This window comes from Lysinibacillus sp. AR18-8 (assembly GCF_001705465.1).
Classification (GTDB): domain Bacteria; phylum Bacillota; class Bacilli; order Bacillales_A; family Planococcaceae; genus Lysinibacillus; species Lysinibacillus capsici.
In genome coordinates, this window is the sequence record NZ_MDGU01000017.1 from 11,887 (window position 1) to 38,219 (window position 26,333).

Sequence of the window (26,333 nt, forward strand, 5' to 3'; positions counted from 1 at the left end):
ATGAACATCTTGACATTTTCTACCCTTACTAACTTTCTTTTTTATTTATATCTGATTATAATTAGTTATGTCTTGTTATAACGAGTTATAAAAGGAGTAAACTCATCGTGAAAAAATATTATCGTTTATTTGCGACAATGTTAGTACTAGTTGGACTATTAGCAGCCTGTGGTAACCAAGAGGCGGCAACAAACGAACCAGTTGAACTAACAATTTCTGCGGCAGCTAGTCTACAGGATGCCTTAGAAGAACTGAAAACAACTTATGAACAACAACACGATACAATCAAAATCCTCTATAACTTTGGAGGTTCAGGTGCTTTACAGCAACAAATTTTACAAGGGGCTCCTGCAGACCTTTTCTTTTCAGCAGCAAAGGATAAATTTGATGCGCTTGTAGAGAAAGAAATGATCGATCAAAAGCTAGGAACGGATCTTTTAGCCAATGACTTAGTATTAATCGTGCCTAAAAGCAATGAAAAGCAAATTCAATCCTTTGAAGATTTACAACAAGCAGGAAAAATTGCACTCGGTACGCCCGAAACGGTTCCTGCTGGGCAGTATGGTGTGGACACATTAAAAAATATGCAACTGTGGGATTCACTCGAATCAAAAGTAGTGTATACAAAAGATGTACGTCAAGTACTTACTTATACAGAAACAGAAAATGTGGATGCGGGAATGGTCTATAAAACAGATGCCCTTGTCTCTGATAAGGTCAATGTCGTGGCAACTGCCGATGATGCTATGCACGCACCGATTATTTATCCTGTAGGTGTTCTAAAAGCTAGTAAGCATGGGCAAGAGGCGGAGGATTTTTATCACTTCTTACAAAGTGCTGAAGCTATGGATGTCTTTGAAAAGTATGGATTTAAAGGGGCTCAATAAAAGATGAGTACCGATTTTTGGTCTCCACTTAGGCTTTCGATCGAAATTGCTTTTGTTGCAGGGATCATCGCTATTATAGCAGGTATTTTAATGGGTAAATGGATGGCAACCCATGATTTCAAAGGTAAACTAGTGCTAGAAACGGTATTGCTATTACCATTGGTATTACCTCCTACAGTAGTCGGTTTCCTGCTTATCGTCATTTTCGGGAAAAATAGTATGTTAGGAGATATCATTATCTGGCTATTCGATCAACCTATCATGTTCACATGGTGGGCGGCCGTCATAGCTTCTACAATCGTTGCCTTTCCATTAATGTATCAATCAGCTAAAACTGGCTTTGCCTCTGTCGATCGAGATATTGAAAATGCAGCACGTGTGGATGGGGCGAATGAATGGCAGGTCTTTCTTTACGTGTCCATTCCCCTTGCATTAAAGGCACTTGTTTCTGGTGGGATTCTAAGCTTCACACGAGCTTTGGGTGAGTTTGGAGCAACACTTATGTTTGCGGGAAATATTCCAGGGAAAACACAAACAACACCGCTAGCAATATATATGGCCATCGATTCTGGAAACATGACCCTTGCCTGGACATGGGTTCTGTGTATGATCGCCATTTCCTTCCTTTTACTTCTTAGTATCCATATCCTGAAAGTATAAAAGAGGTAGTTGGCTCAAGCCAACTACCTCTTTTTGCTTATCCCCCACTGATCGGTGGAATAAAGGCGATTGTGTCGCCAGATTTGACAATCGTCGTATCCGTTGCAAACTCTTCATTAACCGCTGTCATGATCTGTTGTAATGATAGCTGAGGGTAGCGCTTTTCCATCCACTCTTTTAATTGCGCAACTGTCACATCTGACAGCTCTACTGATAGCTTTGATTCACCTAGTGCTTCCTGTAGGTGGGCAAATAACAAAATGTTAATCACAGGTTTTCCTCCTCCTGAATGGCTGGTTTCCCTTGCGGATAGGGAACATTTTCTAATTGATCACCAATCCACTCTGTCCCGTCCTCCCAATGTTCTTTTTTCCATATGGGCACGATTTGTTTTATACGATCAATTGCATATTCATTCGCCATGTAAGCTATTTTACGATGCGGTGATGACACAGCAATCACTACGGCAATATCGGAAATAGCTAAATGACCGACACGATGGGTGATGGCCACTTTTGCTTCTGGCCACTCTTCTTGTATTTCCTTTGCAATCTGTTCAAACATTTTAATCGCCATTGCTGGATAGGCTTGATATTCCAAATGCATCGTTTTTTTACCATTTGTCATTTCACGCACTGTACCGATGAATAATGTGATGGCTCCAGCATTTCGACTAAGGACTTTTTGTCTTACTTCCTCCACATCTATTGGTTGATCGATAACTTCAAATAACGCTGTCGTCATAGTTTTCCCCTCATTTCTGTCAACAAAAATTCCATATATTGTGATTCTTCATAAATCGAAAAAGCAGGGATTGCAAGGGATAGATCAAGCGGACAGCTTGGCCAATAAATCACACAGAGGATATTGGTTACTTGCTGTAGTAGTACTTGATCCTGTGCAGTGCGCAGCAGCACAACCTTCGGATAATGTTCATTTTTATACCCTTCAATTAGCATGATATCCAGTGGAAGGGACTCATAAATCGCTAGTATATCAGCCAATTGCCAGCTATTTTGGTGGATACTCATACGTAAAGTACCCGCCCCCTCCACTGCTGTAACAACCGCACCTGCTTGCTCATGCCGACTACTATCCTTGGAAGTTTCGATCGTCGGTACTCCACCATGTCCATGATGCTTAATGGTTCCTACCCTTAGCCCTTCCAGTGTAGCCTGCCTGATCAATTGCTCCATCAATGTTGTTTTCCCACTATTTTGATAGCCAACTATCTGTAAGATTTTTCGATATTGTCCCAAGGCCACTCACTTCCTTGCAGATCTTCTAGCAAAAGGACATCCACTTGCATACCCTTTTCATAGCCTCTAGAGCCACCTGGTAAAACAATGAATGCATTGGCTGTCGCTAAAGATGAAACTGCACTCGATTTATCGAACCCAGATGGGACAGTTACGAGCTTCCCTTTTTCATATTCGATACGAGCTCGTACAAAGCGTGTAAAGGGATTTGGCTTTGTAAAATCAGCCCCTAAAATAGCTTGCTCTCTGCGTAAATGTGGTTGAGTATGCCCATATGCAGAACGTATAATCGGACGTACAAATAGCTCAAAGCCAACATAGCAGGCTGAAGGATTACCAGAAAGACCAAATAATAATTTGTCGTTGCGAGCAGCAACCGTTGTCACACTACCTGGACGCATCGCTATTTTATTAAACAATACCTTTGCATCGATAGCCTCATAAATAGCTGGTAAATAATCATAATCACCTACGGAAACGCCACCCGTTGTAATTAAAATATCTACTTCCTGTAAGGCTTTTTCTACGTTTTCAATACATAATGTAAGATCATCGCTCAACTTGCCGAAATATTTCACTTCTGCCCCAGCACGCTCAATTTGTGCCATCATCATATAGGCATTACTATTGCGAATTTTGCCTGGCTGTAAAGCTTCACCTGGCTCTAGTAATTCGCTACCAGTGGCAAGCACACCAATAACTGTTTTACGATAAACAGGTACTTGCTCGTAGCCAAAAGTAGCAAGTAAGGCCATCACACCCGGGTTAATATATTGGCCTTGTTTAATGAGGACTGCGCCTTGCTGCACATCTTCCCCTTTATAGGAAATATTAGTACCTGCTTCAAAAGGTCGTTTAATCGACATATACTTTTGATGATTTTCTTCGAATGTTTGGGTTAATTCTAGCATGACCACTGCATCACATCCTTGCGGTATCGGCGCCCCGGTCATAATGCGGACTGCTTGATAATCGCCAACTACGTCTTCATAGACATAGCCTGCGCCAATTTCTCCAACGACTTGAAAGCGGACTGGATGCTGTGAAGATGCCTCTTGGCTATCGACGGAACGAATGGCATAGCCATCATACGGTGAACGATCAAAAGCAGGTACATCATGATCGGCTCTAATAGCTTGTGCTATAAAGCGTCCATGTGCTTGCGTTAATGACACATGCTCCTTTTTTGCTTGAAAGGCATAGTCCATTACACGATGAACGGCTTCTGCCACAGGAATTGGTTGTCTTTTTTCTACCATTTGGTACACTCCCTTAACCTAATAAACGATAATAAATGCTTTTGGCTTTCTGTATATCTTGTATACCATGTATCACAACTCGCCCATCTTGGAAAATAACGATTCGGTAATCGTCCGCTTGGCAAGATAGCAAATAAGGATTAATCTGGACTTCTCCGTGGGAACGGAGCTGATTTGCCAGCTGATCAAGCGAATAGTAAATGGGCTTTGGTGGTCGAATTTGTACCGCGTCTCGGCCACAAAGGATCTGTAATTTCGTTTGATTTTCGTAGGATAAGTAAGGATAGGTCGGCTTGTCGCCACAAGATGGACAATCACCCTGCCTTATTTTCTCCACATTGATTTCATAGTGTTGATTTTGCCAAACATCAAACGTTAAGTAGCTTTTTCGTAAGGCCTTGTCATCTCCAACAAGCAGTTTAAGGACCTCTGCCACTTGATAAGCTGCAACAATTTGAACTGCTGGACTAATAATGCCAACGGTATCACAAGTCATCCCTGTATGGGGCATCACTTTTAATAAGCAATGCAAACAGGGCGTTTTGCCTGGCACAACCGTGTAGGTCGCACCATAACTACCAACACAAGAGCCATATACCCAAGGAATACGATACTTTTGCGCAAGGTCATTCATGACAAAGCGAACATCAAAATTATCGGTCGCATCGACCATCACATCAACATCTTCAACTAATGGTAGCAAGGTCTCTGTGCAAGCATCCATAATGCCGACGTGAATTTCTACCTCTGTGTTTATTTGTTGGAGACGCTTTTTAGCTGCGATAACTTTGGGCATTTTTTCTTGTGCATCTAGCTCTGTATATAATTGCTGTCTTTGTAAATTACTCCACTCTACATAATCACGGTCAATGAGTGTCAGCCTGCCAATACCTGCTCGCACAAGCGCTTCTGCACTAGCACTCCCCAATGCCCCCGCACCTATGATAAGGACGTGTTTTTGCTGAAGGGATTGTTGCCCAGTTTGTCCGATAGGGTGAAATAATTGTTGTCTAGAATATCTATTTTGCATACGTATGTGGCCTTTCTTTCTATGAATTTTCGTTTGACCTTTTCATTTATAGCATTATAATAAAAGCAATGTTTTTTAGCAAAAACGCATTTGAAGGAGGTCTTACTGTGCATCCCACACATCAGCAGCAACCAATTCAAGTTGCCATTTTAACGGTCAGCGATACACGCACAAAGGCAGATGATCATGCTGGTCAGCGTATTCAGTCCTTACTACAGGAAGCTGCATTTGAAGTTGTAGACTACCAACTAACAAAGGATGAACCGCTCGATATCGCTCGTCATGTTAAAAATTGGTGCAGCGATCCAACAATTAATACCATTATCGTTACGGGTGGAACAGGATTTACACCAAGAGACCAAACCTATGACACCATTCTGCCTCTGTTTGAAAAAGAAATGATGGGGTTTGGTGAATTATTTCGAATGCTCAGCTATGAAGAAATTGGCCCAAAGGCGATGTTTAGTCGTGCCACCGCTGGAAGCCTTCAGCAAACAGCCATTTATGTTTTACCCGGCTCCACAAATGCAGTGACTTTGGCTATGTCGAAGCTCATAGTACCTACTGTCCAACATTTTGTCGGAGAGCTGAAGCGCTTATGAAAATTGCTGGTATTGTGTTAGCTGGTGGTCAATCCTCTCGCTATGGTCAGCCAAAAATGTTTGAGATGTTTGCTGGACAGCCATTATATAAACATAGTCTCATAGCCCTGCAAAAAAATCAGCTGGATCCTCTTATTATCGCTACAAATGCGCACTTACAATATCAGTTTGGACAGGAAAATGTCCAATGGGTCATTGAAAAGCAGCCACATCAAGGCCCTCTTTTTGCTTTGCATCATATCATGACAGCCTATCCTGATGTGGAATGGTTTTTTGTCGTAGCAAGCGATATGCCTTATATGAATGCAGAATTTATCCAAAAAATGTTAGGGCTGATTAATGACACTTATGATGCCATTGTTCCGACGCAAGCACTACGCGATCAGCCATTAGCTGCATTATATCGACGTACTGCTTTACCAAAGGCGACACAGCTAACAGCACAAAATAAACGGAGTATGAAAGTGCTTTTAGAGCAACTTCGTGTCTGTTATGTCCCTTTTGATGACGATAGCTCAACATTTATCAATATCAACGCACAAAAAGACTGGTCACAAACAAGTAAAAAGGAGTTTAATAATGAATAATTTTACACACTGGAACGAAGAAGGTCGTCCTAAAATGGTCGATATCTCCGCAAAAGAAATCACAACACGTACAGCCATTGCGCGCAGTACGATTCTTTTATCTGATGCGGTCTATGAAGCCATCCAACAAGGTGGCATTAAAAAAGGTGATCCGACGCAAGTTGCGCAAATTGCAGGGATTATGGGAGCTAAAAAAACAGCTGATATCATTCCCATGTGCCATCCCATCATGCTACAGGGTACGGATTTCCAGTTTGACTATGAAAAAGCAGAGAATGGCTATGAGCTCCATATTCAAGCCACTGTTAAATGCAGTGGAAAAACGGGTGTTGAAATGGAAGCTCTCACTGCTGTGTCTGTCGCAGCACTAACTTTTTATGATATGTGCAAAGCCGTTGATAAGACGATGGTCATCAAAGAAACTTACCTTGTTGAAAAAACAGGTGGGAAAAGTGGCACTTTTGTGCATAAATAAACAGAAAAAATTCGGCATTATTGTGCCGATTTTTTTCTGTTTTTTACACGCTACCCCCCAATATGAGACATTTCAATTTTTGACGTTTTCCTTTTTGCCATCGTTTGTTCATTGCGTTCATCTGAATAACGATCATTTCTTGTTTCCCAAACGTTCGTTATGCACTTGATGATGGCAGCATCATCTTGCCCTGAACGTAACAATTCCCTTAAATCCGTGCCTTCTGTTGCAAATAAACAAGTGTATAATGAACCTTCTGCGGAGAGACGAGCACGTGAGCAATTGGAGCAAAATGAATCCGTTACAGATGAAATTACACCAATCTCACCTTGAGCATCTTGATACTGATAACGCGTTGCCACCTCTCCTTTATAATTGGGCGCTACTGGTTGTAACGGCGTAAACCGATGGATTTGCTCAATAATCTCTTTTTTGGACACCACATCATCCAAACGCCAGCCGTTCGAATTCCCTACATCCATATATTCAATAAAGCGTAGAATATGCTGTTTTTCTTTAAAAAACTGCGCCATGGTAACAATATCTTGTTCGTTTTTCCCTTTTTGAACAACCATATTAATTTTTACTTGTAAGCCCGCTTCTGCAGCCTTTTCAATTCCCTCTAACACTGGCAATACCTTGCCTCTATGACCATTCATCTCGAAAAAACGCTCATCATCAAGCGAGTCTAAACTAACAGAAACTCGGGCTAAGCCTGCCTGTGCCAATGAGTGTGCGTATTTTTTTAATAACGAGCCATTGGTTGTTAAAGCAATATCTTCTACACCTTTTATGCGGTGAATACGGGCAATTAATTCGGGCAAATCACGACGTAGTAAGGGTTCCCCACCTGTAATCCGTATTTTTTTCACGCCCAATGAAACAAAGATTTTTACTAATCGTTCAATTTCATCAAAACTTAATATTTTATCAGACGGTAAAAATGCGTAATCTGGACCAAATACTTCTGCTGGCATACAATAGCGACAGCGAAAATTACAACGATCTGTCACGGATATTCTTAAATCTCTTAACGGTCTGTGTAATTGGTCTTGTAGATTCGTCATCTAATCTCCTTCTTTCAATTCATTAGCTGGTAATAGGATGCGTTGTGGGTGTGTATAAATATTCAATGTCTGTTGCCGAATAAAGCCAACCGTCGTAATACCAAGCTGCTCTGCTAATTGCAATGCTAATTCTGTGGGTGCTGATTTAGACAGCACGATGGCACAGCCTATTTTGGAAACCTTTAGTAAAATCTCCGATGATATTCGTCCGCTAAAGACGATAATTTTATCTTCCATACGGATGTTGTTGCGTAGGCAATAGCCGTAAATTTTATCCAAAGCATTATGACGTCCAATATCCATGCGACTTAGGACGATGCCATTTACATCACATAGTGCAGCATTATGCACGCCACCCGTTTTCTTAAAAATATCGGCACTATCCTGCATCGCATGCATTAAACGGAAGCAATCTTCGGTCGTTATTTGCACATGGACTTGATCCATTTTTTTTGCTACTAATGCATCGTTCGTAAACACAAAGCCTTGTCGACTCATCCCACAGCAGGACGTAATATAGCGCTTGTTTTGCGTCTGTTGGTAATAAGGATTAATATGCTTTGTTTTAATATGCACAAAACCCTCTTTCTCTTGGTGCCAAATTTCCTCAATATCCTCAAAACTACGAATCACTCGTTCAGAAGCTAAGTAGCCAATAACCATATCTTCTACATACTCGGGTGTACAGACCATCGTGACAAATTCCTGCTGATTAATTTTTACGGTAACAGCGTATTCTGAAACAATTAAATCAACCATTTCTGTCACTCGTTGTCCTTCAACACGCACAATTTTTCTTGTCATTGCTCGATCCATAAGGCATCCCCTTTATTCACTGATATGCTTTTCAAAAACAAAGACGGAAATCGCAAAATCCTCTTCAATTTTAATATCTGAAAATAAGTGAAGTAATTTGCTGCCCATCAATTCTTCCATACCCTCTGGTGGCGATTGTCTATATAAATCTTGAATCATACTCGTCCTTGCAGCATGCACCATTTTCAGCCCTTCTGGTGTACTGGCAATAAATTTTTCTGTCGGAGTGATATTTCCGTATAAGGTAGATACAGCCATATTCTCGACAAAAACGGTATGAATACGTTCAGGACCTTTACCAAATACTTCCTTTCTTAACTTTCGAATCATGTCATTAAATTCGTGGATTTTTTTAGACATAGCAACGATTCTCCCATCATAATTAAACTTTTTTAGGCAAATGGTTATGTAGGCCACCCTTACAGTTTGTTAATGATATAGCAACTTTTAAAAAAATAAAAGAGAAAATACTTTTTGATAATAATTCTCATTTAATAAATTTTATGATAAATATTGTTCATTTTGAAGGAAAGGGCTATAATATTCATATCACAAATGGAATTAATTTATTTTGAACCCTATGTTACGATGTTGCATAGTGTTTTTAATAGTTGAATTCTATTGTAATTAAAAAATAAAAGTAGATTGAGTTTTTAGCAAGACCTGCTAAGAATTTTATCCACCATGAATTATTAGCATGTCTCGGACATGTAATTTCATGGTGGATTTTTTTATTTTTTCAAAACCGAGACATGGATAACATGTTATGATCTAGCAATTTACCTATTTTGAGGTAGCTTCAAGAACCATTGGGAATTACAATGATAACAAGACAATCTTTTCAACAATCACCAACTCGATTTGTTATTCCCTTTTGTCTTAAGCTGTACCATGTTATCCGATTCGTCTCAAAGTGCAAAAGGAGGAAGTTACCTTGACTCAAATTAATATTAATGGCGTACCGTATGAAGTAAAAGAAGGAGCTACAATCCTTGATACCATTAATCAACATGACATTCCGCATCCACAGATTTGTCATGTGCCCGCTGTTGACCCCATTGAAACATGTGATACATGTATCGTAGAAGTGAATGGCCAATTAGTTCGTTCCTGCTCTACAAAGGCAGTAGACGGCATGAATGTATTCCTAACTTCTGACAAAGCAAAAGCGGCACAAACAGAAGCGATGGACCGTCTACTCGAAAATCATTTACTGTATTGTACAGTTTGTGATAACAACAATGGCAATTGTGCTTTACACAACACAGCCGAAATGATGGAAATCGAGCATCAAAAATATCCCTACCAGCCAAAAGTGGAACCTCATGAAGTAGACATGTCACATCCGTTTTATCGATACGATCCTAACCAATGTATCGCTTGTGGTCAGTGCGTAGAGGTTTGTCAGAATCTACAGGTAAATGAAACATTATCCCTTGATTGGGAAGCAGAAAGACCACGTGTCATTTGGGATACGGGCGTTGCTATCAATGATTCTTCCTGTGTAAGTTGTGGTCAATGCGTAACCGTATGTCCATGTAATGCCTTAATGGAAAAATCCATGCTTGGAGAGGCTGGATTTATGACTGGCCTCAAACAGGATATGTTAGATCCGATGATCAGTTTGATTAAGGAAGTTGAACCAGGCTATAGCGGTATTTTTGCCGTTTCTGAAGTGGAAGCAGCCATGCGTAGTAAGCGCACCAAAAAAACAAAAACAGTATGTACTTTCTGTGGTGTAGGCTGCTCGTTCGAAGTTTGGACAAAGGGTCGTAAAATTTTAAAAGTACAGCCTTCCGATGGTCCAGTAAATGCGATTTCTACATGTGTCAAAGGGAAATTCGGCTGGGATTTTATCAATTCTGAGGAACGTATTACAAAACCACTCATTCGTAAAAATAATGAGTTTGTGGAATCATCGTGGGATGAAGCACTTGATTTAATTGCAACAAAACTAGGTGGCATTCAACAACAATATGGTCCAGGTTCTGTTGGCTTTATCTCCTCTTCTAAAATTACAAATGAAGAGAATTACTTAATTCAAAAAATGGCCCGTCAATTATTTGGCACAAACGATGTCGATAATTGTTCTCGTTATTGCCAATCTCCTGCAACTGATGGTTTATTACGTACAGTTGGCATGGGAGGAGATGCTGGTACGATCAAAGATATTGCTAAGGCTGGACTTGTCATTATTGTTGGGGCTAATCCAGCTGAGGGACATCCTGTTTTAGCAACACGTGTGAAACGTGCACATAAATTACATGGTCAGAAATTAATTGTTGCTGATATTCGTAAGCATGAAATGGCAGAGCGTTCCGACATCTTTATGCGTCCAAAGCAAGGTACTGACCAAGTTTGGTTAATGGCTGTTACCAAATATATCATTGAACAAGGTTGGCATGATGAAGCGTTTATTCAAGAAAACGTCCTTCATTATGATGATTTTAAACAAGTACTTGCAACCTATACACTTGATTATGCACAAGAAATGACTGGTATTAGTAAGGAAACATTGATCGAAGTAGCTGAAATGATTCGTGATGCAGATGGTACATGTGTTCTTTGGGGCATGGGTGTAACACAAAATACTGGTGGCTCCTATACATCCGCAGCGATTTCAAATTTACTTTTAGCAACTGGAAACTATCGTCGTCCAGGTGCTGGTGCCTACCCACTCCGCGGCCATAACAATGTGCAAGGTGCCTGCGATATGGGGACACTTCCAAATCTATTGCCAGGCTATCAAAGAGTCACAGATGACGAGGCACGTGCAAAATTCGAAAAAGCCTATGGTGTCCCTATTCAACCACAGCCTGGTCGAAATAATATGCAAATGTTAGATGCGATCATGGAAGGAAAAATGAAAGCGATGTATTTAGTGGGCGAAGATATGGCACTTGTTGACTGTAATGCCAACCATGTAGATGAGGTGCTTTCACAGCTTGACTTTTTCGTTGTCCAAGATTGTTTCCTATCACGCACAGCACAATATGCAGATGTGATTTTACCTGCTGCGCCTTCGCTTGAAAAAGAAGGTACATTTACGAATACGGAACGTCGTGTTCAACGCCTGTATCAAGTATTACCAACACTTGGTGAGTCGAAAGCAGATTGGGAAATATTGCAAGCGGTTGCTCGTCGTTTAGGGGCAGATTGGCATTATGATCACCCAAGCGACATTTTTGATGAAATGGCGAGCCTGTCTCCCCTCTTCTCACAAGCCAACTATGATGTTCTTGAAGGCTGGGGAAGCTTCTGTTGGGGTAGCCATGATGGTAAAGATACACCATTATTATATGAAGATGGCTTTAACTTCCCTGATAAGAAAGCTCGTTTTGCTTTAAATGATTGGGTGCAGCCTGTTGAGTTTGAAGCACAATACGATTGTCATATTAATAATGGCCGTATGCTTGAACACTTCCATGAAGGAAATCTAACAAATAAATCGAAAGGTATTCAATCGAAAGTACCTGAAATTTTCGTTGAAGTATCACCAGAATTGGCGAAAGAACGAGGCATTGCAGATGGAGCCCTACTTCGTTTAGTGTCTCCATATGGTGCCTTGAAGCTAAATGCTCTTGTTACAGATCGCGTACAAGGAAACGAATTATTCTTACCAATGAACTCTGTTAGCAAAGATTCAGCCATCAACTTCCTAACTGGCCCTGCAGCAGATGTGAATACGTCAACACCAGCTTATAAACAAACAAAAGTACGAGTAGAAGTGCTAAAAGCAAAAGGTAAATCACCACTTCCTCGCACAAACCCACGCTATAAAAAGCGTCATCCTCAAAATGGTGTTGAGGTACAACGAAAATGGAATCGTCCTGGCTACGTTCACTTAACAACCATAAACGAAAGAGAGTGAGAGCATGGCTGTACCCATTACAGGCATTAAAAAACAACAATTAACAGAAGAACAACTAAAAGAACAAAAATTAGATAATCTAAAAGAACTGCTTTCTGAAAATGAAGAAGCCGTCAATCAGGTGTTTAGTATTATGGCTGAATTAAATGATATCGGTGCACTAGAAGCAGCAATGAAGCTACTTGAAGCCAAAGAGGAAGTGGCACATATTGCACTTGGACAATTAACACGTAAGCCTGTAACCAATATCATTAACAATTTAATGGGTGTTGCGGGAGCATTGACGGAGCTCAATCCTGAAACAACGACTAAGCTTATTGAAGGCTTAAATACAGGCGTAGATGAAGCAAGCAAAGCACTTGAATCTAATGAAAAGGTCAGTGCCTTTAAGCTCATGAAAATGATAAACGATCCAGATGTCAATCGTGCGCTCAATTTTGGGGTTCATTTCTTAAAGGGACTCGGCAAAGGCTTAAAAGAATAAGGTGGTTCCTAAATGTTAACAAAAGAAAATGTTGTAAACACATTGAAACAGGTAAATGATCCTGAGCTACATCAGAGTATTGTAGATTTGAATATGGTGCGAAACATTCAAATACATGACAACCATATAGCCCTGGATATTATTTTGACCATACCAGGATGTCCGTTAAAGGCAAAAATACAGCAAGATGTGGAGGAGGCCTTACAAGCGCTTGGTGCCTCCACTGTTACCATTAGCTTTGGTGCTATGACAGATCAGGAGCGTCGCACTTTAACAGCCTCTCTACAAGCAAAGAATGTGACTGATCAAGGAATGCCAAACATGCTACTGCCTAATTCTGGTGTTCAATTCATTGCCATTACAAGTGGTAAAGGCGGTGTTGGAAAGTCTACGGTGACCATTAATTTAGCGGTTGCACTTGCTCGTCTTGGCAAACGTGTAGGTATTTTAGATGCTGATATTTATGGTTTCAGTATCCCTGCCATGATGAAGATTGATCAAAAGCCTACCATGCTTGATCAAACGGCGATTCCAGTAGAACGTCACGGCGTAAAAATAATGTCGATGGGCTTTTTTACAAATGACAACCAGCCTGTTATGTGGCGTGGTCCTATGCTCAATAAGTGGATTCGCAATTTCCTTGTCAACACGCTATGGGGAGATTTAGATTACCTCCTCATCGATTTACCACCTGGTACAGGAGATGTTGCAATTGATATGGCTGCGATGATTCCACAAGCCCAAGAAATCATCGTGACAACACCGCATCTTGCTGCTTCTCATGTTGCATCTCGTGCAGGCTTGATGGCGCAACATACGAAACACAGGATTCTTGGTGTTGTTGAAAACATGGCCTATTTTGAAGGTGCTGACGGTCAAAAAAACTATCTATTTGGACAAGGCGGAGCCGAACAATTAGCAGATTTATTACAGACAGATGTAATCGCTCAAATTCCTTTTGCTCAACCTGAGGAAAATACAGGTTCCTCGGTCTATGATGAAGTGTCGATAATCGGTGAAGTGTTTACTCATTTAGCAGAAGATCTACTCTATAAATAATTTAAAACCCTTGATTTGTTTTTACGCAAATCAAGGGTTTTTTCTATTACTTATAACCAGCCTTTTGTAACACCTGCATGAAATAAAAACGATACGTATTTTTTACAAATGTCTCTAGAGGTAGCCCTACATTCACTTGATATTTTGTAAATATAAAATAAAATCGTTTATCCCACTTTAGGCGTAATAACTCGCCTGCTTCTTCGCCATACTTCATCGTAAATTCTTCCATCAAAGGTTCGAGCATCTCATAACAATAATCTTTTAAATGGGCCAGTGCTTCAATATCCTTATCCCTTTGAAAGCGTATAATCCAATCTACTAATTGTTCATTCATATTTGCACGACGTCCTTTTAATAAGAGTTTCTTCCTATTAAATTATACTCCTTTTTTGGCGAATCAAAAAAAGAACGATTTTTCCAATAGATTTCACTCATCAATAGGACGATTCCAACGTAGATGATAGTGAACAGACCTCTTATTCATTTTTTTGTCCAATACCAGTAATCTATCACCAGCTTGAATGACGTAGCTATTCTCTAATGTCCGAACAGTGGGCTGTTGTTGTTGGGAATTAATGATGCCAATATTGCGTTCCCACAATACCTGATGTTTGTTCATATCATAGAGCAATAACATGTGTTCAGCACTTTCTCGCTGTGTTTGTCGATATGAAACAAGAGCCGTTTTTTCTATGATATCTACATCCACCACTTTTGGTTGTAAATTTTCATAGGCTTGAATGGCTGGCTCGGTTAGGACAGCTTGACTAAAATCGCGAATGGTCTGATAATCCTCTACAGGCTGTGGATGTGTAGCAAAATAGCCCGGCAACTCTGTCTCGATGAAAAAACGGGCAGATAGGTAATCTTGAGCCTTCGCATCCTCACTTAATGTTTTACCATCAAAGCGATAGAATTTGCCATCGACCCCTTCCAAATATAAATGGTTCTCTAGGACAGCCATTTGATGTGCATTATTGCTCAATATCGCTATTAATGACGGATGTTGCGTTCGAAAATCTTTTTTAGAAAGTAGTTCTTTGCCTGTTTCCATATCTACCAAGGATAATTGACCAAACTCATCATCACGATGATGGACAAGAACACCCCCCATAAATTCCCCAAGCAGTGTTTCTTTATAGGAAGCTGATTTTGTCCATTGCTTTTCACCTGTTTGTAAATTCACAGCTACTAGGAGATGATGTGCGATTAAATGCGTAATTCCATTCGATGTCCCATTATTTTCTGAGCCTTGCACCATTTGAACAGCAATGCTTTGTGAATCATCTGTATAAATCGGCGAATCGGATTTGATGGGAAAGCCTCTCCCCGCTAAGCCAAAAACAATCATTAATAGATTACTGACGAATAAAAAGGCAATGAGCAAAATGCTAGAAATAACGAGTCGTTTTCGTTTCATGACGATAAACAAAAATAGTAGAAGTCCCGTACCTAGCACGATGCAGAAAAAAATATCGTGGATAAGCCAACCATTTAAACGCCATGAATCGATATATCGTTGTAGAAATTGTTCCACTTCTCTACCCCCTCAAACAACGATTAACTAAAATCTGAATAAAGCACATAACGGTCACATTCCAAGCATTGAAATAAATAGCCTTGATGATGCCCATTGTTCATTAAGGATGCAGAAAGTTCTTCTTTTGAAAAGCCGGTATAATTATCAAATTGATCCTCAATTCCTAGCTCTACTAAATCACGCCAACCAACATAGCCGATAAACGCACAATAGTCAGAGCAATGTGCCACCCAATTATTGCCCTGCCAGCTTACATAGCCAGGCGTCCGAAAGAGTACTTCCTCAGCAAACTTGGGGTTCGTAACCTGTTCATCCTCCATTAAGTCTTGCTGGAAAGAACCATCATATTTTTGAGCTGCTTCCCCACTATGGATGCAGGAAGGACAAAGATAATCTACTTCCTCAATTGCATAAATACCACCAGTATAATAGACATCCACTTCTTGCTCGCAACAATCACATACAACGATTTCATCTGTTTCAAAAATTTCAGCCTCTAGAGGGTTTGGTAGATATTTAAACGTTGGAATTTTCGTTTTAAGCTGCTGATGGTCTCTAATTTTTCTTGGCAGTAGAGGATTCACCGAATTTGGTTTATCTATGTAGGTCTGGAGAACGCCATACTTTTTTCGATCCTTTTTATTGTCTTTATTCATAATGACAGTAAATAACTGATATGCCTCATGATACATCCTAAGTAAACAGTAGACCTCTACTAATATCCTTAATGTTTCTTCTGTTTGTTGAACCTGCTTTAATTGATCTTTAAAAATATGCATTTGATTAATGGTTATCGGATTGGAAGGATTAAATTTTTGTCTTAGTTCGTGCCATTCTTCCACAATCGTCATAAAAAATAAGCCTCCTTCTCACTTGCTATTTGGCAAATGAATAATCTTTTATCATTTGGCAGATTTCCACTTTATAGTTTGTGTACCATTTGTCTTTACCCAATTGTTGTGCTGTTAAATGCTTGGCATTGTCTTTCCATGCTTGGATAGCCTCTAGCGATTCCCAATAAGACACCGTTATGCCCTTTCCTTCCTCATTTCTAACACTTTCAACACGAATGAAACCAGGCTGTTGCTGTGCTAAGGCTTCGATTAGGTCAGCCATCTTTCCATAGCCATCCCCATCTTGCTCAGTTCTTTGCGATGTAAAAATCACTGCATAATATGTTTCCATTTATTTCTCCTCCTCTATTACTTTTATTGTAAACCATAATGACTTTGACTAAAATCTAAATATAGGACACTGAAAGGATTGTGACAGAATGGGAATTAATCCAAACATGGCAGAAATAGCGGCACTTCTTGGTGAAACGTCAAGGGCAACCATACTTGCTAGTATGATGGACGGTCGTTTTCATACGGCTAGTGAACTAGCATATATGGCTGCCATCAAACCACAAACTGCTAGCTTTCATCTTGCTAAATTAGTAGAAGGAAAGCTGATAAAAGTTGAAAAACAGGGTCGTCATCGTTATTTTCAATTGGCTGGTGAGGACATTGCTCAATTTTTAGAGTCATTCCTAGCCATCTCTCCACCACCTGAAGTACGTTCATTAAAGCAATCGAGCCAAATCAAGTTATTACAGGATGCTAGAACTTGCTATGATCACCTTGCTGGTAAATTGGGTGTCCAATTAACGGAATCGATGCTCAAGGCAGGCTATCTTACATTGGAGGGTAAACAATTTGTCCTGACAGATGAGGGCATATTATTTTTTACGACATTCGGAATCGATTTAACTGCTTTAAAGAGAAAACGACGATCCTTTTCTCATGCCTGTTTAGATTGGAGTGAACGGCGTTATCATTTAGCTGGTGCACTAGGCTGTGAGCTATTAAATCAATTTTTCAACCTTGGTTGGCTTTTACGAGTTCCCTCTATTCGCGCCATTAAAGTGACGGAGAAAGGGAAAATAGGCTTTAAAGAGGTCTTTCATTTAGATTTGTAAAATAGGAAAGGGCACGGGGTTATCTCCTAGCCCTTTCTCCACTAAAAGTTCGGTTTACTAAATAAATGCCCATGATGATGAATAAGCCGCCAACCATTAGTGATGGTTTTAACGGTTCTTCCAATAACACCCAGCCTGTTAATACGCCAAAAAAAGGAGCTAAAAATAAATAGGCACTTGTTTTTCCTGGATCACTATTTTGCAGAAGATAATACCACCCTGCAAATTGTATGATCGAGGAAAAAATACTAAGCCACAACAGAATCAATAACGATTGTGGATTCACAATAAAAAATGGCTGTTCTAACAATGCGCTTCCTAGTAATAAGAGTAAGCCACCAAATAGCATCTGATAAGCAGATAAAACCCACGTATCAAATAACACACCCCATTTTTTCACTAACAAGGTGGCAGTAGCCCAAAAAACAGCTGATAGCAAGCCAAAAAGGATGCCTACTTTCAATTCAACTTGTGCCCCCATCGTAATCATCACCCCGATTAAGCCAAACAAAACCCCGATCCATTGATAGAAACGGTAGGACACTTTCATGAAAATGGTGGCAAAAATTACAACTAGTAATGGGTTTGTAAATGTTAAAATAGAAGACTCACTTGCCGTAATGGTGCGGAGACTTAAAAAAATACACCCCATCACACCTGCTGTTTGAAAGAGCCCGATCATGCATAACTTGAACCACTCACTCCTTGTAATAGGATGAGGTCTCTTCAAGATGATAACAACGATAGCCATGATTATACCAGCCAATATAAAGCGAAGTGCAGCTAATAATAAAGGCGAGGCATACGGTAAGCCTAATTTAACAATGGCAAATGATGAACCCATTAAAAAGGTCGTTACTACTAATAAAGCAATAAATTGATAATTTTTCATCCAATAGCTCCTTACCTGATAGAATAATTGTTCTACGTACATTATAATCAGGAAGTATTTCAATGCTCATCGAAGTATGGATTACAACTCAATTGAAAGATTTTATAAGATTTCGTCAGGAAGAGGATAGTATTAAAAAATCTTACCTCCAAAAGCAAAGAGGTAAGATACTATGGATTATTTATTTTGCATAAACGATCTGACGTTGTCTGCGATTTCCTCCGATTTTGTATGGTGTAAGTAATGATCCCCATCCAGTGTGATTACTTTGCCGTATACGGAATGTTTGACTTGTTCTTCATGCAGCGGTATCCAGTTCTTTTCAACTCCACCACTTTTCGCTTGGACAAATAAGAGAAGAGGTAAATCTTTAGGGAATGTAAGAGTTTTGGCTGCCGTGAAATTTTTGCTAATATGCTCTAATTCATTTGAAGTGCTTGTATTATAAAAGTTTTTGAGTGTAATCATCCTAATTTGCTCTTTTGTGTCGTCATCATACGGAAGACCTGCATAGGGATCATCTGAAAATTTTATAAGAATTCTTGCAATCCCTGATTTTTTTAGCAGCTGTAACGACTTAATTGGAAACTTCGTGTCCATACCACCCTGTGTAGGGACACTGCTATCAATCCCGACAAATCCAGTTACCTCATTCGGATATTTATTAACATAATCGAGTCCATAGATGCCTGCTATCGAATGTCCCATTAGCATATACCGATCAATCTTTAACTCCTGTAAAGCTTCATGGATTTCACTAACAATATTCTCTGTGCTTCGTTCTTTAGCTGTATCCTCACTTAAGCCATAGCCAAAGGGCTCTATTGAAACGATTTTATAATAGGGAGCTAGTTCATCTATCAATGGCTTAAAGTCGAGCGTTGGTGCTGCAGTACCGAAGCCTGGTAGTAATACGATGGTTTCAGCACCCTTACCTTGAATGGTGACATTCATTTTTTCCCCATTCACGAAGACGAGCTGACCATAGGGTTCTATTTTTCCTTGCTCTATTTTGTTGCAAATAATGTTTATTGTAAAAACAATGACAAGTAGCCCCACAATGGATATACCTAGGACTGCCATTGATTTCAGTAAAACACGCATAAATTTTTTCATGTTTAATGCACGAGTGGGATTCACCTTTACTCGTGCCTCCTCCTTTACTACGATTATTCCAGCTACTTTTGAGCTGTTAGTGCAACTATAAAGGAGAGAGATGTCTTCCGAATGACGACAATATGAACACAAGATGAACAACAAAAAAATGTTACGACATCTGTATAGGAGTCGTAACATGCTCTCTTTCATTTAAGGTAATAGGTAATTTGACAATCATTGTCGTTCCATGCCCAAGCTCACTCTCGACTTCAATTTCTCCTCGATGTAGTAAAACGATTTGCTTCACGATAGCAAGCCCCATCCCACTTCCTTCATACTTGTGACTATGGGAACGATCAGCCTTGAAAAACCGTTCGAATATACGTTGTTGATCCTCTAAAGAAATCCCAATGCCTCTATCCGTTATTCGGACTATCACATGATTTGCACTTTGCTTCATGCTGATCTCAATCGTATCATTAGGACTTGAAAATTTAATACTATTCGTAAGAATATTTGTCCATACCTGATGTAATTGATCGTAATCAGCCATGAGGCGAACAGCCTTCAACTGGAGTTCAAAATCAATATTGCGAGAGGACCATTGAGGCTGGAGGGAGACAATGACACGTCTAATTTGTTCATCTAGACTGAACGTATTGAGATGCATTGGCTGTGTCTTTGATTCTAGTAAGCTCAGCTTTAAAAGGCTATCACTCATCTTAGACATTCGATTGGCCTCCGAAATGATAATATCGATATAACGGTGTTTCTCGTCATCCGATACATCAACTTGTTTCAGTGCTAATGCGTAACCAGAAATGGAGGTAAGTGGAGACTGCACCTCATGGGACACATTCGATACAAAATCTCTCCTCATTTGCTCTAGCTGCTGTAACTCCTCCGCCATATCTTCAAAGCTTTTAGCCAACGTACCTAACTCCCCTGATTGCTTAATATTTAATTCGACATTGAAATCACCACCAGCAATATGTTTAGTGGCTTGTGTTAGTTTTTTGATTGGCTTGACTAAAAACATCGCTGCAACTAAAAACACAACGCTTCCAATAACAAGGGCATAAGTAGCAAAATTCAGAATCAACTTGATGGAAAAGGAGGTTGAAGGTAAAGCAATCGTTTGGATAAACATCGCTCTCGTTCCCATTTCAGTTGTTAGAGGTATGCCGACAAGTATGGATGAAATACCACTTGGAATTACTTGAATGACCTCTCCATCCAGTACAGCTTGTACTTGTTCCATTGTTACAGGGGCTAACTGATTGCCATGAAGCTTTCCGTAAGCCGTAAACTGCCCTGTTTCTTCATAAATGCGAACATGATAGGACTCAAGCTGATGCATATCACGTATAAAACGATCGGCTTCATGATATGGCAATGTGTTAAAAATTTGTACCATGTCTTGTCCAAAATTTAATAAGGGAATTTGTAAGTTTTCATTTAATTTATCTTTAAATACCCATGTTGCCATGAAAAAAGAGATAACCGTTCCCCCAATGACAGCAACTAGAAAGATTAAAACGACGCGTGTATATAAAGATTTAATCATTCCTCAACCTCAAGCCTATAGCCCAGACCCCTTATTGTGTCGATATGAAAATCAGTGATGGTGTTGAAGCGCTCACGCAGGCGCTTAATATGTACATCGATGGTTCGATTATCTCCCGCATAATCAATCCCCCAAATTTGATCGATCAGTTGTTCTCTTGTATAGACTTGTCCAGGTGTTTCGGCAAGCTTATATAATAATTCAAATTCCTTGAGCGGTAGTGAAACAACATCTTTTCCTCTCATAATTTTATAGGTCTGACGGTCCAGCGTGACTTGACCAAGTTGAATGGTCTGCGAATGGCCAATCCTGTAGCGCTTCAAAAGTGCCTTTACACGTACAGTTAGCTCTAACGGATCAAATGGCTTTGTTAAATAATCATCCGTTCCAAGCTCAAAGCCCTTCACTTTTTCCCATGTTTCCCCTCTTGCAGTCAGCATCAGAAGAGGAAGATCCGTATTCGTTTTGCGGAGCTCCTTACATAGTGTCCAGCCATCCATCGTTGGCATCATAATATCTAGTACAACAAGATCAATAGGTGTTGAGCCGTAGATGGCTAATGCTTCTTTACCATCTCCTGCCTCCATTGTAGTGAACCCGTCTTTGCGCAGAAAAAGGCAAACAAGTTCACGAATGTTCGCATCATCATCCGCAACAAGTATCGTCGGCATACATTCGTTCCCCTCTTTTCGAATCTATTATTCACCCACATTATACTATATAATTTCTTTACTTCTCCCCTACCACACCTCACGATTAATTGCTGTGGCCTAAAAAACCACTTCCTAAAAACATAAAGGAAGTGGTTCTAATCAAGCAATTAACTTTGCAAACCATGCAACGTAATGAGCACCTGGAATCAATAATAACTGTGCCACAATGGTTCCTAAAAATCTGGAGAACATCATCATAACAGACATTCTTTTCAGGTCTAGATAGCTTCCTCTCTTATTGATCACATCATCTGCTAGAATGGATATTTTCGGGTCAATGAATAGGATTAATAGTATTGTTGCAATGCCATTAATTAATCCAGATGCCATAACAGCAGTAGTCTTTAATTCTGGTACTAATAATGTGGCATACAATGCAGACAAAACGCCAATCGTATAGATAGCTGTAATAACAATATTGATAACAAATAATTTAATCGGTATATCCTGTAGACGAATACCTTTTAAATAACTAAAATTGGGTGTATGAATATGCTTAATCCCCCGTCTTACATAGTCAAATGTAAAGCCCTTTTTCAATAAAGCCGGGATTGAACCTCTTTCCTCAGCCAAATGAACGATAGCTCTTGAAAAAATGGCTACAAAGGTGGGAATAAGTAAGATTCCTACTATTGTTCCAAGCGAAGCCGCTCCAATAATTAGTCGAAATTGATGTTCTACAAATGTCATGACATTATCCGTAGGTGCTGTATCAACAAGGCTCCCTGTGAATGGTTGTTGCATCATATTTGCTAACCTCGACACCATGACCATTACATTAAAAAGAGATAAAGCCGAAGCTAGTAATTTGACACGTGCTCCTGATAAACGAACTGCATATGCAAGCGTTTCAATCGCATGAATGATTAAAATAAATAAAGCAATCATGATTAATTTTTCTGTTATTAAATCCACATATGTACCTACTCTTTGCTTTCTAACGATTTAATATTGTAACGCTTATTCAATAAAATAGTTCCAATTGAAAAAATGTGCTGTCCACGCCATAAAGGTAATTATAAAAGGCGAGAGGTTGATTATTTCCAATGTGGAGAAGTGATGAGTGACTACCCTCGCCATAAAGAGTAGTGAACACCTTTGTTTTATTTGAAAATTTTTTCTAAAAAAGAAACATTTTAATGGGTTGGAGTGGAAGGCTACTTGAATCTTCTTGAATAGCGATACAGGTAACCTCTAAACGGAGCTGTGTTCGCCCAGAGGAAAGCATGTAACCTACACGGAAGTTTTTCAACACTATGAAAAAACTTACCCTAAGAAAGGGTAAGTTTTTTGTTACTTCTACAGTTGCTTTACCATTAATTTTAATAAATCATCCTGTGACATCTCTTCCGTCAGCAGCGTTTCACCATCCACTCCAAGATAATCATGCGGATTCCACCAAGCACGTAAAGAATCTTCCCCGAAGTCATTTTTTTTGGAGCTAGAATGATGACGAATAACGGTTTCCTCAAAAGATAAATCAAAATAATAAGTATTGGCCTTCTGATCATAGAAGTGGATTAAATCTTTTAACATAGCTCCATAACGACTGGCATATAATATTCCTTCTACAATGACAACTTCACAACGACCTTTACCATACTCTGCGATTTGACGAATTAATTCAATAGAAAGATTGCCTTCTCGATCATGCACCTTTAACATATCACGTCGGACAACATCTTGCGCAATCAAAAGTGTACCATGTCCAAGATGATGCTGAAGTTTCTTTGCAATTGTCGTTTTCCCACTACCTGAATTTCCTCGGATAATAATTAGCTTAGATTCCAATTTCCCCTTCTCCTTTTTAAGCTGCTCTCCTAGACCAAATGACAACAGGAATCAATACTAACGACAATAGTCCTCCTGCTAAGGACAACACTGCATAGCTCGAATTCGCCACTACCATACCTGATAGCGCACCACCTGATGCACCTGCCAATGCCACAAAAACATCCATCTTCCCCTGTGTTTTTGCACGGGTAGAAGGCTCCGTCGCATCAACAATTTGAGCAGTTCCACTAATTAAGCCAAAGTTCCAACCTAATCCCAGTAAAGAAAGTGCCGCAATGAGTAGCACCATTGAATCGCTTGGTGCAAATGCAGCCACTACGCCAGCGAGTAGCAACGTAATACCTGAAGCTATACTCATTGCTGTACGTCCGATTTTATCAACAAGAATACCTGTGAAAAGTGATGGCAGATACATAGCACCTACATGAAACCCTATCACAATACCAACCTCGGCTAATCCATGTCCATGATGTTTCATATGTACAGGGGTCATTGTCATGATGGCCACCATGACAATTTGTGTCAGGACCATAACTGTTGCTCCTACCGCTAGGCCTCTTTTATTGCTAGATATAGGCATGGATGGTGTTTGATTTTCTTTGTTCATTTTTTGCTTATGTGCCTCTATGGCTTTCGCTATTTCTAGCGGGTCAGGACGCAACATAGTAAACAATACAAGCCCCGCCATAATAAAGGCCAAAGCAGATAATAGAAATGGACCCGCTAGAGCTGGAATACCGATAGACAGCGCCACTTTTCCCATCCATTCTACTAAATTCGGACCTAAAACAGCACCAAATGTGGTCATAAGCATGGTTGTACTAATCGCCGTAGCACGTTGCTTATTATTGGCTAAATCTGTCCCAGCGTAACGTGCCTGTAAATTAGTTGCCGTACCAGCTCCATAGATTAATAGAGAGGCAAACAATAACACAATACTATTCATTAAAGTAGCAAGGACTACACCTATTGCACCAAGTCCACCCACTATAAAACCTGTTGATAAGCCTATGCGGCGACCATAACGTTGAGATAGTTTTCCTACAATGAAAGCCGCACCCGCAGAGCCTAACGTAAATAATGCAGAGGGTACACCCGCATAGGCATCCGTTCCAAGCATTTGTTGTGCCAGTAGAGCGCCTACAGTAATACCCGCCGCAAGTCCAGCTCCCCCAAAAATTTGGGATAAGCTAACAACTATCAGTACACGCCTATATAGGTTTTTTAGTTTTTCTGGTGACTCAATATAGGACGCAATTGACTCTTGAAATTTTTCAACCATTTTTCAACCTTCTTTCTCTATGTATATCAAACAAGATTACTTGAATTAATGAAGAAGGAACCGTCTCCATCTAGACAGTTCCTTTCCTATGCTACCATCTTTTTATACCTCTATCGTATGCCCCAATTGGTGTCATGCATAAAGGACATGATATTAATGTGCATGCATAACGACATTCTTTTTCTTAGCGTAAAATAAGAAAGTAGTGGTTAAACTTAAGCTTATGATTCCGAAAACAAGTCCCATACCACTTAAACCAATTAAATCTAGCATCATACCTGTCGATAAAAGCACGATTTGAAAGACGACGGAATCAATCATGTTGCGGAATGAGAAAAAGCGTCCATGAAACTGTTTGGGTACTTGTTTTTGGAAAATTACCATTGTCGTTGGGAAAAAACAGCCAACTGAAAAGCCAAAAACGCCAAATGCCACTAAAGCGAAAAATGGAGTCTCTGCAAGTAATAATAGGAGCTCCATTGAGCCTATAATAAAGGCTAATGAAAAAAGCAGTGTACCCATTTGTACACGGTCAGCAATCATTTTCAAACCAGCTGCACCAAGCATAAATCCGATACCTTCCACCGTATACAATAATCCTGAAATTGTGGTAGATTGATGAATTTCAGATATTTTCATAATCACTAAATTAAAAGAGCCTAAAAATAATGTAGGAATTAACATTAAGACAAGCGTCATCAAGACGACTGGATGCTCTTTGATCATCGGTAACACTTCTTTAAAATTCCCTTTTTCTTTGTTTGTCATCGTTTCAGTAGATGCTTCATCCAATTGCAATAAACTAGTAATGACAAACATGCCTAAATAGACAATAAATGAAATAATATATAACCATTTTAACTCAAAAAAACTGAGCATAAACCCGGCAGCGGCTGTACCGATGATCCTTGAAATGGTTCTCGCATTCATTTGCCAAGCATTTAATGTAATTAAATCCTGTTCCTTCGCAATCATGGGAATAATAGATTGCAAGGCAGGCATATAAAATGCTGCTGCTATTTGCAGCGTGATTAAAAATAGAATCATCCAAATGACCGAATTAGTATAAAGTGCGATAAACATAAATAAAACACTGATGATGCGTCCGATACTCGCCATCTGGACAACCGTTTTTTTCTTCGATTGGTCAATGATACGTCCTGCCATTGGACCAACAACTAAGCCTGCTAAAATACCACAAGAAATAATTAATGATTTGTGAAAGTCAGAAGGTACTACCTCTTGCATAAAGGCTAAATTGCCAATAATGCCAGCCCATAAGCCGAGACCTACGACAAATTCACCTAATAAAATAATCCATACGTTTCGATTTCTCCACATGCTGTTCTCCTTGTTGCTATCATAAAATTTATCGTAACAAAATTTTAAATATTCGTACATAAAAATATAGAAAAATTTGCTAGATGC

Annotated in this window: 29 protein-coding genes; 9 read left to right on the forward strand and 20 right to left on the reverse strand. The window is 39.6% G+C overall.

Going from position 1 to position 26,333, the window contains the following annotated elements:
- The first annotated feature begins 107 nt into the window (after positions 1 to 107).
- Together modA and modB are read left to right on the forward strand one after the other, a co-directional pair.
- Positions 108 to 887, forward strand: coding sequence for a molybdate ABC transporter substrate-binding protein (modA, locus tag BFM98_RS14525; RefSeq protein ID WP_066037750.1), 780 nt, complete (start codon positions 108 to 110; stop codon positions 885 to 887).
- Positions 888 to 890: 3 nt separating this feature from the next.
- Positions 891 to 1,547, forward strand: coding sequence for a molybdate ABC transporter permease subunit (modB, locus tag BFM98_RS14530; RefSeq protein WP_066037751.1), 657 nt, complete (start codon positions 891 to 893; stop codon positions 1,545 to 1,547).
- Positions 1,548 to 1,584: 37 nt separating this feature from the next.
- On the opposite strand, the gene moaD is transcribed toward modB, so the two are convergent.
- The 5 genes from moaD to BFM98_RS14555 are packed head-to-tail and all read right to left on the reverse strand — an operon-like array spanning position 1,585 to position 5,095.
- The gene (moaD, locus tag BFM98_RS14535; RefSeq protein ID WP_004230585.1) at positions 1,585 to 1,818 is read right to left on the reverse strand and encodes a molybdopterin converting factor subunit 1; all 234 of its coding nucleotides are present in this window, start codon (positions 1,816 to 1,818) and stop codon (positions 1,585 to 1,587) included.
- Positions 1,815 to 2,291, reverse strand: a complete 477-nt coding sequence (locus tag BFM98_RS14540) for a molybdenum cofactor biosynthesis protein MoaE (RefSeq protein WP_048392456.1) — start codon at positions 2,289 to 2,291, stop codon at positions 1,815 to 1,817. Before BFM98_RS14540 ends, moaD begins: the two co-directional genes overlap by 4 nt.
- The gene (gene mobB, locus BFM98_RS14545; protein ID WP_083225380.1) at positions 2,288 to 2,806 is read right to left on the reverse strand and encodes a molybdopterin-guanine dinucleotide biosynthesis protein B; all 519 of its coding nucleotides are present in this window, start codon (positions 2,804 to 2,806) and stop codon (positions 2,288 to 2,290) included. The genes BFM98_RS14540 and mobB overlap by 4 nt, the downstream gene beginning before the upstream one ends.
- On the reverse strand, positions 2,776 to 4,065 hold the full coding sequence (locus BFM98_RS14550) for a molybdopterin molybdotransferase MoeA (RefSeq protein ID WP_066037753.1): 1,290 nt from the start codon (positions 4,063 to 4,065) through the stop codon (positions 2,776 to 2,778). The genes mobB and BFM98_RS14550 overlap by 31 nt, the downstream gene beginning before the upstream one ends.
- Before the next feature lie 13 nt (positions 4,066 to 4,078).
- Positions 4,079 to 5,095, reverse strand: coding sequence for a thiazole biosynthesis adenylyltransferase ThiF (locus BFM98_RS14555; RefSeq protein WP_066037754.1), 1,017 nt, complete (start codon positions 5,093 to 5,095; stop codon positions 4,079 to 4,081).
- Between the two features lie 107 nt (positions 5,096 to 5,202).
- Here BFM98_RS14555 and BFM98_RS14560 point away from each other — a divergent pair, with 107 nt between their 5' ends.
- From BFM98_RS14560 to moaC, 3 genes are read left to right on the forward strand one after another with little or no spacing between them, the layout of a single operon-like run.
- A complete protein-coding gene (locus tag BFM98_RS14560; RefSeq protein ID WP_066037755.1) occupies positions 5,203 to 5,697 on the forward strand; it encodes a MogA/MoaB family molybdenum cofactor biosynthesis protein in 495 nt (164 codons plus the stop codon).
- Positions 5,694 to 6,284 (forward strand): molybdenum cofactor guanylyltransferase, encoded by a 591-nt coding sequence (gene mobA / locus BFM98_RS14565; RefSeq protein WP_066037756.1) that lies wholly within the window; start codon positions 5,694 to 5,696, stop codon positions 6,282 to 6,284. Before BFM98_RS14560 ends, mobA begins: the two co-directional genes overlap by 4 nt.
- Positions 6,277 to 6,759 carry a cyclic pyranopterin monophosphate synthase MoaC gene (gene moaC, locus BFM98_RS14570; RefSeq protein ID WP_048392450.1) on the forward strand — a complete coding sequence of 161 codons (483 nt, stop codon included), beginning with the start codon at positions 6,277 to 6,279 and terminating at the stop codon, positions 6,757 to 6,759. The genes mobA and moaC overlap by 8 nt, the downstream gene beginning before the upstream one ends.
- Positions 6,760 to 6,809: 50 nt before the next feature.
- Here moaC and moaA read toward each other — a convergent pair whose 3' ends face one another.
- From moaA to BFM98_RS14585, 3 genes are read right to left on the reverse strand one after another with little or no spacing between them, the layout of a single operon-like run.
- The gene (gene moaA, locus BFM98_RS14575) at positions 6,810 to 7,826 is read right to left on the reverse strand and encodes a GTP 3',8-cyclase MoaA (protein WP_054550427.1); all 1,017 of its coding nucleotides are present in this window, start codon (positions 7,824 to 7,826) and stop codon (positions 6,810 to 6,812) included.
- The gene (gene fdhD, locus BFM98_RS14580; RefSeq protein WP_004230594.1) at positions 7,827 to 8,642 is read right to left on the reverse strand and encodes a formate dehydrogenase accessory sulfurtransferase FdhD; all 816 of its coding nucleotides are present in this window, start codon (positions 8,640 to 8,642) and stop codon (positions 7,827 to 7,829) included.
- A 12-nt stretch (positions 8,643 to 8,654) separates the two neighbouring features.
- Positions 8,655 to 9,002 carry a Na-translocating system protein MpsC family protein gene (locus tag BFM98_RS14585; protein WP_004230595.1) on the reverse strand — a complete coding sequence of 116 codons (348 nt, stop codon included), beginning with the start codon at positions 9,000 to 9,002 and terminating at the stop codon, positions 8,655 to 8,657.
- 574 nt (positions 9,003 to 9,576) lie between these two features.
- Here BFM98_RS14585 and fdhF point away from each other — a divergent pair.
- Genes fdhF through BFM98_RS14600 form a run of 3 tightly spaced genes read left to right on the forward strand, consistent with a single transcriptional unit; the run spans position 9,577 to position 14,056 of the window.
- Positions 9,577 to 12,513 carry a formate dehydrogenase subunit alpha gene (gene fdhF / locus BFM98_RS14590; protein ID WP_083225381.1) on the forward strand — a complete coding sequence of 979 codons (2,937 nt, stop codon included), beginning with the start codon at positions 9,577 to 9,579 and terminating at the stop codon, positions 12,511 to 12,513.
- A gap of 4 nt (positions 12,514 to 12,517) precedes the next feature.
- Entirely contained in the window at positions 12,518 to 12,997 is a 480-nt protein-coding gene (locus BFM98_RS14595) for a helical membrane plugin domain-containing protein (protein WP_048392447.1), read from the forward strand.
- A gap of 12 nt (positions 12,998 to 13,009) precedes the next feature.
- On the forward strand, positions 13,010 to 14,056 hold the full coding sequence (locus tag BFM98_RS14600) for an Mrp/NBP35 family ATP-binding protein (protein WP_066037758.1): 1,047 nt from the start codon (positions 13,010 to 13,012) through the stop codon (positions 14,054 to 14,056).
- Positions 14,057 to 14,102: 46 nt separating this feature from the next.
- Here the strand turns inward: BFM98_RS14600 and BFM98_RS14605 are convergent, their stop codons facing one another.
- The 4 genes from BFM98_RS14605 to BFM98_RS14620 all read right to left on the reverse strand — a co-directional run bounded on the left by BFM98_RS14605 (position 14,103) and on the right by BFM98_RS14620 (position 16,784).
- Positions 14,103 to 14,393 carry a hypothetical protein gene (locus tag BFM98_RS14605; protein ID WP_066037759.1) on the reverse strand — a complete coding sequence of 97 codons (291 nt, stop codon included), beginning with the start codon at positions 14,391 to 14,393 and terminating at the stop codon, positions 14,103 to 14,105.
- A 93-nt stretch (positions 14,394 to 14,486) separates the two neighbouring features.
- Positions 14,487 to 15,596, reverse strand: coding sequence for a PA2928 family protein (locus BFM98_RS14610; RefSeq protein ID WP_066037760.1), 1,110 nt, complete (start codon positions 15,594 to 15,596; stop codon positions 14,487 to 14,489).
- Positions 15,597 to 15,619: 23 nt separating this feature from the next.
- Entirely contained in the window at positions 15,620 to 16,450 is an 831-nt protein-coding gene (locus BFM98_RS14615; RefSeq protein ID WP_066037761.1) for a CbrC family protein, read from the reverse strand.
- Positions 16,451 to 16,475: 25 nt separating this feature from the next.
- Positions 16,476 to 16,784: an antibiotic biosynthesis monooxygenase family protein gene (locus BFM98_RS14620; protein WP_048392433.1), complete on the reverse strand. Its 309-nt coding sequence runs from the start codon at positions 16,782 to 16,784 to the stop codon at positions 16,476 to 16,478.
- An 88-nt stretch (positions 16,785 to 16,872) separates the two neighbouring features.
- Here BFM98_RS14620 and BFM98_RS14625 point away from each other — a divergent pair, with 88 nt between their 5' ends.
- The gene (locus tag BFM98_RS14625) at positions 16,873 to 17,559 is read left to right on the forward strand and encodes an ArsR/SmtB family transcription factor (protein WP_066037762.1); all 687 of its coding nucleotides are present in this window, start codon (positions 16,873 to 16,875) and stop codon (positions 17,557 to 17,559) included.
- A gap of 19 nt (positions 17,560 to 17,578) precedes the next feature.
- Here BFM98_RS14625 and BFM98_RS14630 read toward each other — a convergent pair whose 3' ends face one another.
- The 8 genes from BFM98_RS14630 to BFM98_RS14665 form a co-directional block, all read right to left on the reverse strand.
- The gene (locus tag BFM98_RS14630; protein ID WP_054550442.1) at positions 17,579 to 18,451 is read right to left on the reverse strand and encodes a DMT family transporter; all 873 of its coding nucleotides are present in this window, start codon (positions 18,449 to 18,451) and stop codon (positions 17,579 to 17,581) included.
- A 177-nt stretch (positions 18,452 to 18,628) separates the two neighbouring features.
- Positions 18,629 to 19,567, reverse strand: a complete 939-nt coding sequence (locus BFM98_RS14635) for an alpha/beta hydrolase (protein WP_066037799.1) — start codon at positions 19,565 to 19,567, stop codon at positions 18,629 to 18,631.
- A gap of 151 nt (positions 19,568 to 19,718) precedes the next feature.
- A complete protein-coding gene (locus tag BFM98_RS14640) occupies positions 19,719 to 21,116 on the reverse strand; it encodes a sensor histidine kinase (protein WP_066037763.1) in 1,398 nt (465 codons plus the stop codon).
- Positions 21,113 to 21,787, reverse strand: coding sequence for a response regulator transcription factor (locus BFM98_RS14645; protein WP_066037764.1), 675 nt, complete (start codon positions 21,785 to 21,787; stop codon positions 21,113 to 21,115). The genes BFM98_RS14640 and BFM98_RS14645 overlap by 4 nt, the downstream gene beginning before the upstream one ends.
- A gap of 141 nt (positions 21,788 to 21,928) precedes the next feature.
- A complete protein-coding gene (locus BFM98_RS14650; protein ID WP_066037800.1) occupies positions 21,929 to 22,717 on the reverse strand; it encodes a lipid II flippase Amj family protein in 789 nt (262 codons plus the stop codon).
- Between the two features lie 411 nt (positions 22,718 to 23,128).
- On the reverse strand, positions 23,129 to 23,620 hold the full coding sequence (locus tag BFM98_RS14655) for a kinase (protein ID WP_054550493.1): 492 nt from the start codon (positions 23,618 to 23,620) through the stop codon (positions 23,129 to 23,131).
- Between the two features lie 16 nt (positions 23,621 to 23,636).
- Positions 23,637 to 24,905 (reverse strand): MFS transporter, encoded by a 1,269-nt coding sequence (locus tag BFM98_RS14660; protein ID WP_066037765.1) that lies wholly within the window; start codon positions 24,903 to 24,905, stop codon positions 23,637 to 23,639.
- A 153-nt stretch (positions 24,906 to 25,058) separates the two neighbouring features.
- The gene (locus tag BFM98_RS14665) at positions 25,059 to 26,246 is read right to left on the reverse strand and encodes an MFS transporter (protein WP_054550446.1); all 1,188 of its coding nucleotides are present in this window, start codon (positions 26,244 to 26,246) and stop codon (positions 25,059 to 25,061) included.
- Positions 26,247 to 26,333 lie beyond the last annotated feature (87 nt).